Raw genomic sequence first — 12,386 nt, 5'->3', positions numbered from 1 at the left:
TTAGTTATAGATTTGCACTAAAAAGCCCTACTAGGATCGTTCCTAATAGGGCTTTTGTCTATATACTGATATAGAAAAATAAACGGTATTATCTAAAATTGATTACACCATTGATAGGTTCTTTAGGCTCTTCCTCTTCCCTAGCAATTACCTTTGGCGCATTGATCAACTTAATATCTTCTATGTTACGCTTTGTACGCTTGTAAGTAGGAATATTCTCTACTGCAAGGATTACATCGTCATTGTCAAGATCATCGGCAGAGAAGAGGTAAACACGAGGACGTGTTTTCTCCTGCTTGCTATCGCCTGTTTCGTAGTATTCGCCACGACGACGCGCCTTTTCGGCTTCAGCCTCCTTTTCTGCAGCAAGCTGTGCAGCTTCTTTCTCATCGTAACGCTGGATACGATCTTTCATATCTTCAGAGTCGACATCACGGATACCAAAGCCAGTAGCAAGAATTGTTACCTTCACCTTCTTATCTAGTTCAGGATCGGTAGCAATACCCCACTTCAACTCAAAGCGCTCACTAAAGTTTTCCATAAAAGCATTAATCTCATTCATCTCGTCCATTGTAACACCAGCATTACCACCTTCGTCAGCATGGAAATTGATTTGAATAAGAATGCGCTGAGACTTATAAATATCATTATTATTGAGCAATGGAGAGTGTAGCGCATCTTGAATGGCATTGGTAACACGACCTTCGCCCTCACCATAACCCGTACTCATAATGGCAACACCACCATCCTTCAAGATCGTACGCACATCATTGAAGTCAAGATTGATAAGACCGTGCGTGGTAATAATCTCTGCAATGCTCTTTGCTGCTATACTTAACGTGTCGTCGGCTTTCTTAAAGGCAGCCATAAGGCTTAGATCTGGATATATCTTTAATAGGCGTTCATTGTTAATAACCAACAAAGCGTCAACGTATTTTGCCATTTCCTCTACACCATCCAATGCTTGATCGATCTTACGAGTACCCTCAAACTTGAACGGAATAGTAACAATACCCACTGTAAGAATATCTAATTCCTTACTAATACGTGCGATAACAGGACCAGCACCAGTACCCGTACCGCCACCCATACCAGCAGTAATGAAAGCCATCTTTGTACCATCAGAAAGCATTCGTTTAATGCTGTCGGCTGTATCTTCAGCAGCTTGACGCGCTCTTTCTGGGCGATTGCCTGCTCCTAGCCCCTCGGTACCTAATTGAAGATGAACAGGTACAGGAGAATCGTTTAAGGCTTGAGCATCAGTATTACATACGACGAAAGTTACATCATGGATACCTTCCTTGTACATGTGGTTTACAGCGTTACCACCACCACCACCAACGCCAATTACTTTGATGATGCTATCAGTAACATCCTTGTCTTCAAAGTCTAATATTTTATTTATATCTGCCATAACAGTATATTCCTTAATTGATGTTTATAATAATTGTTTATATAAGGGTGAGGGTAGTTATTATTCCTCTTCAGCTTCAAAAATCTTACCACTAATATCCTTTACCTTACTGCTGAATTTGCCCCAAAAGCTATTCTTACGCTCTTCTTCCTTTTCTTTGCGTAAGCGTTCTTCTTCCTCTTCGCGTTGGCGACGCTCTTCTTCCTCACGACGACGACGCTCTTCTTCTTGCTTCTTCTTATCCTCTGGAGTAGGTACTAACCCTTGACCTTGCAATGGTTTTGGAGCCGAAGTGTGAGGATTTGGAGTGATAGGGGTACCTGTTACCACCTCATCGGTATTCGCAAAAAGGTTGTTTGCATTAGGATTAAAAGTGCTACCTGCACAGTTCATATCGCCTTTGGCTAAGATTCCAAGAATGGTATTCATATCTCCACGACGAGAAGTAATGTCTGCGGTACTAGAGTTAATGGTGTAAGTAACGAAGTCGGCTTTACGGATCTTCTCCACACCAGTAGTTTCGCGGAAGGTATGCTCTATCTTTGGTAGGTTCATACCACCACCTGTAAGGATAATGCCACCAAGGAGCGTGTGTGAATAGTCGGTAGGAACTTGCGCCCAAACATTCTCAACAATTTCAGTAACACGTGCCTCTACCACTTTAATAAATTCGCTACTATCAATAGATAATTCGTCGTTTACAGGATATTTTACTGTAGGATCAATAGCAGAAGCCTCAGTGAAAGCACTTGCATACTTTAACTTCATTCTCTCAGCATCTTTCTCATCAATCTGTAAAGAAGCAAGGTCGCGAGTAATATTGCTGCCACCTAGTGGGATAACAGCAAGATGGCGTAGAAGGTTTTTGTAGTAAACAAGAACAGTAGTAGTATCTGCTCCTAGATCGACAAGTACACAACCACCGCGACGTTCGTTCTCACTCAAAATGCTATCAGCAAGTGCTAGCGGTGCAAGATACATCTCTGCGATCTTTATATCTGCCTTTTGGAAACAGTTGTTGAGATTATCATAGAATGACTGTCGCCATAAAATATTCAAGAAGTTGCCCTCTAAACGACTTGCTTTAATGCCTACTGGATCGATAGCCTTTTGACTATCTACATTATATTCTTGGGTTACAGCATCAAGAATTTCCTGATCATTATAGGTCATATTGCGGTTAGCATCCATGAGTTCGTTAATCATATCGCTTGTGATAATGGTATCAGTAGGAAGATCCTTAATAATAACATTACGCACACTGCGGATAGACTGTCCACCCACTCCTACAAAAACTTGGGCAATTTCGTACTTGAGTTGTTTTCTTAGCTTGGTAATAATACTAGTAAGACACTGTGCTGTCTTATCAATATTATACACGATGCCTTTGCGAATACACTCAGATGCATTCTCTTTTACCACTGCGGTAACATCGATACTGCCGTCAAGATTCTTTTTACCAGCAATACCTGTAATCTTGGAAGAGCCTAGTTCAATGGCTACAATAAATTCTGCCATATATCAACGTATTATATTCTTGTTTTATTCTTATTTATTATAATGTTTAGACGGTGGGACCTTCTTCAGCCATTGGAACATCAGCCCTCTTCTCCTTCTTTATCTCTGAAGGTTTCTTTTCAAACACCTCTTCCTTCTGTTGTTGAGAAGTTGTAGCGTTTGGATCTGATGTTTGAACTGTTGTTTTAGCCTCATCTTCAACATTTTTCTTACAAACTATCTGGTTATCAAACTCTAAATCAATGTAATTGTATAAGTTCCACCCCACTTGTGAGAGACCATATTTATAGAATTTATGAAGGCGTTCAAGCTTCTTACTTACAAAAACACGGATACTACGTTCGCGTGCCGACTTGTATTTACCATACGGTAGATAGCCCAAAAAGATGATTTGATTACCTACACGAGGCACTAGCTCAATGCCTTTATCGGGCAAAACGTGTATTTGCTCTATCTGATTAAGCCAAAAAGGAGACGCATTTATCACCTTAGCAAGCGATGTTAAATAGTACTGTGCAAAGTGTTTATTGATATTTCCCGTGGCGATGATGAGGTCGCTTGTATATTTTGAATTAGGGAGAATACCTCCATTGTCATCCAAATAATAATCGTCGCCTATATCGCTCTTGATGCGAATGATAGGCATACGTTGGGTAATATTAATGACAACCTGTCCTGCTGTAGTCTTATAACACTGCGCAGTCTTAATAAAAGGTCCTGTTTTGAGTGTCTCTTCAATACGACGTGGGCTAACAGCCTGCATCGCTTTGTTAAGAGGATAAAGCTTTGCTTTCGTTAATATATCCTTTACCTCTGTGGCACTAAGGAAGCCTGCATTATTGGTATCGGAGATATTGATGTTCACTTCATTACATACAGTTTCTCTCTCGTTAGGCTTATTCCATGAAGTAACAGCCAAAACAAGATAGACAGCTAGCAGAACATCTAGCGACCCGATAATGATTTTCTTCCATTTTATGTACATCCTTCTTATTCTTTATCTTCTATTAATTGAGCAATCTGTGGTACATAGTTGTCTAAATTGCCTGCTCCGAGAATGACTAAAACATCAAAATCGCGCGACTTAACAAAGTTAAGAACCTCGTCTTTCACGATGAGTTGTTTCTCAATTCCTGCCTTTAGATTATCGAAAATGAGTGCTGAGGTAACGCCTTCGATAGGCTCTTCGCGTGCTGGATATATCTCTGTCAGGATCACTTCATCGAAAAAGCTAAGAGCATCGGCAAACTCTTTATAGAAATCGCGTGTGCGTGTATAGAGGTGAGGCTGGAAAATTACCGTTACCTTACGGTCTGCATACAACTCCTTTAAGCTCTTAGCACTCTGAAGAATTTCCTTTGGGTGATGTGCATAGTCGGATAACACGACATGCTTTGAGTTCATAACCTTGAAGTCGAAACGACGATCTACACCGCCATAAGTCCTCATTCCTTCACGAATTTCATTAGCTGACACACCATTTAGTTGAGCCATTGCCATAGCAGAGATACCATTTTCAATGTTGATAGGAATGGGTTGTCCTAGTTCTACATTCTTTATCGTCTCAATAGGGGAGATAAAATCGAAGACGATCGTACCCTCTTTGATGCGGATATTCTCTGCATGGAAGTCGCCTTCTTCACGACTATACTCGTAAATAGTTACTCCTTCTTGTACGTTTGGTTGCACTTCAAGATCCTTATGAATAATGAGCGCACCACCAGGCTGGATAAGTTCTGTATAGTGACGGAAGCTCTCTAAATAAGCCTCCTTTGTGCCATAGATGTCAAGATGATCAGGATCGGTAGAAGTAATGACCGTCATCCAAGGGCGAAGCCAATGGAAAGAACGATCGAACTCATCAGCCTCGATCACTACATAGTCGCTTTTATCAGAGAGGATATAGTTAGTTCCATAGTTCTTAGAGATACCTCCAAGGAAGGCATTACAGTCTACAGAGCTTTGGTGCATAATATGAGCGCACATACTAGAGGTGGTAGTTTTGCCATGAGTACCAGCGAAACACAAGCCTTTATGAGTTTTTGTTAATGTGCCAAGTACCTGTGCTCGCTTCTGAATTTCAAAGCCATTTTTCTGAAAATACACAAACTCAGCATGTGTAGTTGGGATAGCTGGGGTATAGATAATCAAAGTATTTTCCTTATCGCGACAAGCTGTAGGAATGAGGTCGATATTCTCTTCATAATGAATATCCATACCTTCTTTCTGAAGCCGTTGGGTAAGCTCTGAGGAAGTTTTATCATAACCAGCCACAACACACCCGATGTGTAGAAAGTAACGAGCAATAGCACTCATACCAATGCCGCCAGCACCAATAAAATAAATTGCTTTAATATCTTTTAATTCCATATCTTTCTGCTTAATACTAAGGGGAATAACTATTTACAAAGCTTTAAAACCTCATCGGCAATAATGTCAGCTGAGTGCTGTAAGCCCATTTCTTTCACGTTTTTACTAAGTGTAGCCAACTTCTCATCATTGGCAATTGTGTCAAGTGCCAACTGTAAAAGCATAGCAGGAGCATCGGCATCGCTCACAAAGATAGCAGCATCTTTATTAACCAAAGCCATAGCATTTTTCGTTTGATGATCCTCTGCGACATTTGGACTAGGTACGAGGATAACGGGTTTTCCTATGAGTTGGAACTCACTAATAGAGCTAGCCCCTGCACGACTAATCACTAAGTCGGCAGCTTTATAGGCTGCTCCCATATCGCTAATAAAGTCCATTACCTTGAGGTTAGCCAACTCTTTCCCCTTCAACGCCTCATTAATTTTATCGAAATAACGTTTTCCTGTTTGCCAAATAATTTGCACTTCAGTATTCTGAACGAGATCAAGATGCTCTATAATAGAGCTATTTACGGTTTGCGCTCCTAAGCTACCACCCACTATAAGGATAGTTTTCTTGCTAGGATTAAGTTTAAAGCTCTTGCGAGCCTCTTCTTGTGTCATCGGAGTTTCTAGCACATTCTGACGGACAGGGTTGCCCGTCATTATGATCTTATCTGCTGGAAAGAAACGCTCCATACCCTCGTAAGCCACACAAATTTTGCGTACCTTCTTAGCCAAAAGCTTATTTGTAACACCAGCATACGAGTTCTGCTCTTGTATCAAACATGGTATACCCATACCTGCAGCCTTATAAAGCGTAGCCCCACTAGCATAGCCTCCCACTCCGATTGCTACATCAGGACGAAAGTTTTTGATAATCTTCTTTGCCATGCTAAGGCTCTTCAATAGTTTGAAGATCACTTTAATGTTATTCAACTTATGAGCGCGATCGAAGCCTTGGATAGGTAATCCCTTTATTTCATAACCAGCAGCTGGTACACGTTGCATTTCCATACGCCCTTCAGCTCCTACGAATAGGATTTTCGCATTAGGACATTTTGCCTTTAAGGCATTGGCGATTGACACTGCTGGAAAGATATGTCCACCAGTACCACCACCACTAATGATAAATCGTAAATCGTCTTTCATCTATACGTTTATTTACTATTATGCAAAGATAGTGCAAATGAGAGGAATGAAAGCTTGCTTTCAAATTCCCGAGCGCAGCCTATCTTATGCAAAGATAGTGCAAGCAAGAGCAATACAAACTTGTTTGAATATTGCCGAGCGCAGCCTATCTTATGCAAAGATAGTGCAAGCAAAAGCAATACAAACTTGTTTGAATATTGCCGAGCGCAGCCTATCTTATGCAAAGATAAGTATTTTTTTCCTAATCGGTTAGCATAGAGTATATTTTATGCATTCGCAACAGTTACTGTCAAACCTTGATGATTTTCTTCCTTTTTTGAGTTCGTTCGGCGCTTTGCCGAGCGACTAATACTAAGAATAGCACCGATATATACACAGTTAATAATGGACGAAGTTCCGCCTTTACTGATCAAAGGTAGTGGCTGACCTGTTACAGGTGCCAAGCCCACAGCTACTGCCATATTAAACATAGCCTGCGAAACGAGCAAGAAGGCTAAACCCATTGCTAAGAATGTAGGAAACGAATTCTCACACCTTCGAGCTATAATACCCACACGAATGAAGAGAATAACATACAAGGCTAACACTACAAAAGCCCCTAAAATACCCATTTCTTCAATAATAATGGCATAGATAAAGTCGGAGAACGCTTGTGAAAGAAAATCGCGCTCATTAGAGTTGCCGGGGCCTTTACCAACTATATTCGACGAAGCAATGGCAATATTAGCATGTGCCACCTGTGCATCTTTATCAAGATCGAAGTCTTTTGGAGCAACATATTTATGGTTAAAGAACTTATTTATACGTGCTTTCCAAGTATCAGCACGGTGGAAAACTTTAGCGATTATACCCGTTTCCTTTTTTTGTTCTTGCCGTTTTGCCGTTTGTTCTGTAAGATTTTGCTTCCGATTATCCACTTCTGCATTATCACTATTACCAGCAAACATTACGAAAGCTAAACCAAGGGCTACAAAAAGGAAGATTACTCCCATCAACTTTCCTATTTGCTTCATAGACACTCTACCTATTACCATCATAAAAATAACGGTTAGAAAAAGCAGAGCAGCAGTGGAAAGGTTTTCTGAAAAAATGGGTAAGATAACCACACCTGAAACAAAAAGTATATATTTAATAGCCTTTCTATCAGCTCCATAATCAGTTTGCATAGCACTCAAGAGCTGTGCAATTGTCATAATGAGCGCACCCTTACCAAGCTCGGAGGGCTGAAACTGTATACCAAAAATACTAATCCAACGACTCGCACCATTGGTTACACTACCTATACCCATTACGATATATAGCAGGAATACGGAGACTATGAGAAAAATGGGGGTTGCTAGTTTGAAGTATCTACACTCTACATTCAACACAAAAACCATAGCTACCCATCCTATGGCTAGCATAACGGTGTGATAAATGATAGGTCCCCAAAAGTTTCCTCCCTTATACGATAAAGAGCTAGAGGCAGAATAAACCTCGATGATACTGATCATACAAAGAAAGAAGAAGATCATCCAGACTACTTTGTCGCCTTTAAAAACATTTTGTAATGACTTTACGTTCATTGATTTATTGGTAGTTTTATATTCAATTCTTGATGAAAAACGGACTATCTCATAACTTACTGAAAAACAGATGTATAACTATCACGTAGTAAAACATCACCTTTTACCGAGTAAAAGGTCATCTTTTGGTGAGTAAAAGGTAACCTTTTATCGCGTAAAAGATTACCTTTTATAAGGCTACTCATTATCAACGAGTTACAAACTGTTCTTTTTGCGAACTAATATTGCTATTTACTAGTTCTGCTATTATAGCGCACGAGCCAACTCTTTAAACTGTTCGCCACGATCTTCCATGTTTTTAAAGAGGTCGAAGCTAGCACAACAAGGACTTAGTAACACCGTGTCGCCAGGTTTAGCAAGCGCTGCACAAGCAGCTACACAATCCTTCATAGAGTGAGTATCGCGAACAGTAATACCAAGATGATCAAAGTTGTCATGCAACTTCTGGTTATCAGCACCAAGATATACAACGGCTCTACACTTCTGCTTTACAAGGTCTTTGATAGCATCATAGTCGTTGCCCTTATCTTTACCACCAATGATTAGCACGGTAGGGGTAGTCATACTCTCTAGTGCATACCAACAAGCGTCTACGTTGGTAGCCTTTGAGTCGTTGATATACTGCACACCAGCCACCTTGCAAACCTTCTCTAAACGATGTTCTACACCAGGGAAGTCGCTCAAACTCTTACGAATATTTTCTTTCTTAATACCACCGATATTGGCAGCAATACCTGCTGCAAGCGAGTTGTAGATATTATGTTTGCCAGTAAGCGAAAGATCCTCCTGCTCCATATTAAAAGGAGTGGGCTGCTCTATAGTATATTGTCCTTGCTCAATATATCCGATACTTCCTTTCTCTTTTAGTTCTGAGAAAGGATATCGCACAGCCTTTACATCAAACTTTTCTAGCTCTTTCTTGATAACAGGGTCATCATTCCAATAGATGAAGCTATCCTCCTTCGTCTGATTCTGAATAATGCGCATCTTCGCATCGGCATAATTCTCAAACTTATATTCGTAACGATCGAGATGATCGGGCGTAATATTTAGCAGAATAGCAATGTTAGCACGGAAGTTGTACATATCATCTAGCTGAAAACTACTTAGCTCTATGATATAGTAATCATGTGGATCTTCAGCCACCTGAAGTGCCAAACTATTACCAATATTACCCGCAAGTCCTACATCATAACCAGCATCTTTAAAGATGTGGAAGATAAGACTAGTAGTAGTGGTTTTACCATTACTTCCTGTAATACAAATCATTTTAGAATGGGTATATCTACCTGCAAACTCTATTTCGCTGATAATAGGTGTACCTTTCTCAAGGAGTTTCTGTATCATAGGAGCTTCTTTTGGAATACCAGGACTCTTAATCACCTCATCGGCATTTAAGATATTCGCCTCTGTATGCTGCTGCTCTTCCCACGCTATACCGCGATCGTCAAGCATTTTCTTATACTTATCCTTGATAGCCGACATATCTGAAACAAATACGTCGAAGCCCTGTTGCTTTGCTAATACAGCAGCACCAGCACCGCTTTCTCCTGCACCTAGTATTACTATTCTTTTCATTTTTCTCTATACTCCTTTCTTATCTTAACTTCAATGTAATAATGGTAAATGCTGCCAAAAGGATGGTAACAATAATAAACCGAAGAACAATTTTGCTCTCGTGTACAGCATTATGTGGTTTTGTAAATACATATTTACAATCGGGATCAAGCTGTGAATTGAGCGTTCTGAAGGCATCGTGAATAGGGGTACGCTTAAAGATGCGCTGCTTAATACCCTTGCGCTTACCTAGCTTGTAATACCAAACTTGCAGGATAACACTCAGACTCTCTACAAAGAAGATACCACAAAGGATAGGCAAAAGCAACTCTTTATGGATAATAATAGCACCTACGGCAATGATACCACCAATGGTAAGGCTCCCCGTATCGCCCATAAACACTTGAGCTGGATAAGCATTATACCATAAGAAACCTATCAAAGCTCCGATAAACGCCATAAAGAAGATAACCAATTCTTCCGACCCTGGTATGAACATAATGTTTAGATAGGCAGCATATCGGTAATGGCTGCTCACATAAGCTAAAATACCGAGTACTACACCTATCACAGCCGAGTTGCCAGCACACATACCGTCCATACCATCATTAAGGTTGGCACCGTTAGAAACGGCTGTTACCACAAAGATCGTCATAATGACAAAGAGTATCCAACCTGCTGCCGTCTTATATTTTCCCATAAAACCAACAACCTCTGAATAATCAAGATTATGATTTTTTACAAACGGAATGGTTGTCTTTAGCGTTTTCTCCGCCGTCTGATTGTGCTGTATCACCATTGCCGTCTTATCCTTATTGCTTACTTCGTTATTAAGGTTAGCTTTAACATCGGGTGAAGCCCAAAGGGTTAAACCTACGATAAGACCAATACTAAGCTGTCCTACAATCTTATATTTACCCTTTAAGCCCTCTTTATTATGGCGGAAAATCTTGATAAAATCGTCCATTCCACCTAAAAAACCAAGCCAAACGGTAGTAACAATCATAAGAATGAGATAGATATTGCGCAATCTACCTAGCAAGATTACAGGAATGAGCAATGATACAATGATGATAATACCACCCATTGATGGCACTCCAATTTTGTTAACACCGAAAGGATCAATACTTGCATCACGCTGTGTTTCTGTAATTTGTTTGCTCTTTAGATATTTGATGAAGCGTTCACCAAACCATGCAGAGATAATCAATGCAAGGATCATTGCAAGAATAGCTCGGAAACTAATATAGCCCCATAAGTGGCTTCCACTTATGCCATACTCGCCTAACCATCTGAAAATATAATATAACATGTCTAAATATAATTATATAGTCTTTATACCTTTTACTTATTGAGCATCAAAGATTTCGCGAAGTACTTCGTGATCATCAAAGTGATGTTTCACACCTTGAATGTCTTGATAGTCTTCATGACCTTTACCAGCAACAAGGATTACATCGCCCTTCTTTGCCATCATAGCAGCCGTGCGCATAGCTTCACGGCGATCGACGATAGTCAACACCTTCTTACGCTGATTAGCATCAAGCCCAGCTACCATATCGTCGATGATAGCTTGTGGATCTTCAAAACGTGGGTTATCACTAGTAAGGATAACGGTGTCGCTCTGTTTTACAGCTTCTTGTGCCATGAGCGGACGCTTGCCTTTATCACGATTGCCACCTGCTCCGCACACAGTAATCACCTTTCCATTTTTACCTTCTAATACATCATGGATAGCTCCAAGCACGTTTTCAAGGGCATCTGGTGTGTGTGCATAATCGACAATCGCCGTAAAACCTTCAGGAGAATGAACAGGATCGAGGCGTCCGTTAACGCTCTTCAAAGTGCTAAGTGCCAACAAAATATCGTCTTGCGATTTGCCCAACATAATGGCAGTGCCATAAACAGCTAGTAAGTTGCTTACGTTAAACTTACCAATAAACTGTACGCCAACTTCCTTTCCGTCAACCTCTAAGTACATTCCTTCAAAATGACACTCAATGATTTTTGCACGGAAATCTGCCATTCGCTGCATGGAATAAGTCTTTATATTAGCCTTACAGTTCTGCACCATTATCATACCATTCTTATCATCAGCATTAGTAATGGCAAAAGCGTTCTTAGAAAGAGAGTCGAAGAACATCTTTTTAGCATTGCGATAGTTCTCAAAAGTTTTGTGATAATCAAGATGATCACGTGTTAGATTAGTGAAAACCCCACCTTCAAAGTGTAGCCCACCTATACGATGCTGATGAATAGCGTGGCTAGAACATTCCATAAAAGCATATTCACAGCCAGCAGCCACCATCTCGCCAAGGAGCTGATTGAGTTCTATTGGGTCTGGAGTAGTGTGATCGGTTGGGCGTGCTTCGTCATCAATATAGTTACAAACGGTAGATATAAGTCCTACTTTATAACCGAATTTGCGAAACATATTATATAATAAGGTAGCAATGGTGGTCTTACCATTGGTACCAGTTACTCCTACAAGCTTTAGTTTCTTTGTAGGATTTCCGTAAAAGATAGTAGCAATTTTGCCCACTTCTGTTTCGGTTGATGCTACTTGAACATAGGTAACATCTTCTTTTAGGTCGGTAGGCATATCTTCCACAAGTACAGCCTTTGCACCAAGCTCTATTGCTTTATTTATAAATTGGTGACCATCTACTTGTGTTCCCTTAACAGCTACGAAGAGATGCCCTGCCTTAATCTTTCTGCTATCAATATTAATACCTGCAATATCAATGTCGGCATTGCCATTGATATTTAATGTTTTTACACCTTTAAGTAAGTCAGTTAACTTCATATCTTATTACTTTTAAGTTTTAT

9 protein-coding genes are annotated in these 12,386 nt (G+C 40.2%); all 9 read right to left on the bottom strand.

The genetic code is table 11. The features are described 5' to 3' along the window. Window positions 1-88: 88 nt before the first annotated feature. On the bottom strand, window positions 89-1,414 hold the full coding sequence (gene ftsZ, locus PREBIDRAFT_RS06335) for a cell division protein FtsZ (protein WP_004336838.1): 1,326 nt from the start codon (window positions 1,412-1,414) through the stop codon (window positions 89-91). 60 nt (window positions 1,415-1,474) lie between these two features. Further along, on the bottom strand, window positions 1,475-2,932 hold the full coding sequence (gene ftsA, locus PREBIDRAFT_RS06330; protein ID WP_004336839.1) for a cell division protein FtsA: 1,458 nt from the start codon (window positions 2,930-2,932) through the stop codon (window positions 1,475-1,477). Between the two features lie 46 nt (window positions 2,933-2,978). Further along, window positions 2,979-3,917 (bottom strand): cell division protein FtsQ/DivIB, encoded by a 939-nt coding sequence (locus PREBIDRAFT_RS06325; protein ID WP_004336840.1) that lies wholly within the window; start codon window positions 3,915-3,917, stop codon window positions 2,979-2,981. Window positions 3,918-3,922: 5 nt separating this feature from the next. Beyond that, window positions 3,923-5,302: a UDP-N-acetylmuramate--L-alanine ligase gene (gene murC, locus PREBIDRAFT_RS06320; protein ID WP_004336841.1), complete on the bottom strand. Its 1,380-nt coding sequence runs from the start codon at window positions 5,300-5,302 to the stop codon at window positions 3,923-3,925. Between the two features lie 29 nt (window positions 5,303-5,331). After that, window positions 5,332-6,435 (bottom strand): undecaprenyldiphospho-muramoylpentapeptide beta-N-acetylglucosaminyltransferase, encoded by a 1,104-nt coding sequence (gene murG / locus PREBIDRAFT_RS06315; protein ID WP_004336842.1) that lies wholly within the window; start codon window positions 6,433-6,435, stop codon window positions 5,332-5,334. A gap of 266 nt (window positions 6,436-6,701) precedes the next feature. Beyond that, window positions 6,702-8,000 (bottom strand): FtsW/RodA/SpoVE family cell cycle protein, encoded by a 1,299-nt coding sequence (locus PREBIDRAFT_RS06305; protein ID WP_004336843.1) that lies wholly within the window; start codon window positions 7,998-8,000, stop codon window positions 6,702-6,704. Window positions 8,001-8,246: 246 nt separating this feature from the next. Further along, entirely contained in the window at window positions 8,247-9,578 is a 1,332-nt protein-coding gene (gene murD, locus PREBIDRAFT_RS06300; RefSeq protein WP_004336844.1) for a UDP-N-acetylmuramoyl-L-alanine--D-glutamate ligase, read from the bottom strand. Window positions 9,579-9,597: 19 nt separating this feature from the next. Continuing rightward, window positions 9,598-10,869, bottom strand: a complete 1,272-nt coding sequence (locus tag PREBIDRAFT_RS06295; protein ID WP_004336845.1) for a phospho-N-acetylmuramoyl-pentapeptide-transferase — start codon at window positions 10,867-10,869, stop codon at window positions 9,598-9,600. Window positions 10,870-10,905: 36 nt separating this feature from the next. Beyond that, window positions 10,906-12,363 (bottom strand): UDP-N-acetylmuramoyl-L-alanyl-D-glutamate--2,6-diaminopimelate ligase, encoded by a 1,458-nt coding sequence (locus tag PREBIDRAFT_RS06290; RefSeq protein WP_004336846.1) that lies wholly within the window; start codon window positions 12,361-12,363, stop codon window positions 10,906-10,908. Between the last annotated feature and the right edge of the window lie 23 nt (window positions 12,364-12,386).

The organism is Prevotella bivia DSM 20514 (assembly GCF_000262545.1).
GTDB classification, from domain to species: domain Bacteria; phylum Bacteroidota; class Bacteroidia; order Bacteroidales; family Bacteroidaceae; genus Prevotella; species Prevotella bivia.
The sequence above is the reverse complement of the archived record's forward strand: the minus strand, read 5'-3'. Positions and strand labels throughout refer to the sequence as shown.

Excerpts from the sequence above, each read along its gene's own strand:
- PREBIDRAFT_RS06295 (WP_004336845.1), bottom strand. The coding sequence starts at position 10,869 with ATGTTATATTATATTTTCAGATGGTTAGGCGAGTATGGCATAAGTGGA.
- ftsA (WP_004336839.1), bottom strand. The coding sequence starts at position 2,932 with ATGGCAGAATTTATTGTAGCCATTGAACTAGGCTCTTCCAAGATTACA.
- PREBIDRAFT_RS06290 (WP_004336846.1), bottom strand. The coding sequence starts at position 12,363 with ATGAAGTTAACTGACTTACTTAAAGGTGTAAAAACATTAAATATCAAT.
- murD (WP_004336844.1), bottom strand. The coding sequence starts at position 9,578 with ATGAAAAGAATAGTAATACTAGGTGCAGGAGAAAGCGGTGCTGGTGCT.
- PREBIDRAFT_RS06305 (WP_004336843.1), bottom strand. The coding sequence starts at position 8,000 with ATGAACGTAAAGTCATTACAAAATGTTTTTAAAGGCGACAAAGTAGTC.
- murC (WP_004336841.1), bottom strand. The coding sequence starts at position 5,302 with ATGGAATTAAAAGATATTAAAGCAATTTATTTTATTGGTGCTGGCGGC.
- PREBIDRAFT_RS06325 (WP_004336840.1), bottom strand. The coding sequence starts at position 3,917 with ATGTACATAAAATGGAAGAAAATCATTATCGGGTCGCTAGATGTTCTG.
- murG (WP_004336842.1), bottom strand. The coding sequence starts at position 6,435 with ATGAAAGACGATTTACGATTTATCATTAGTGGTGGTGGTACTGGTGGA.
- ftsZ (WP_004336838.1), bottom strand. The coding sequence starts at position 1,414 with ATGGCAGATATAAATAAAATATTAGACTTTGAAGACAAGGATGTTACT.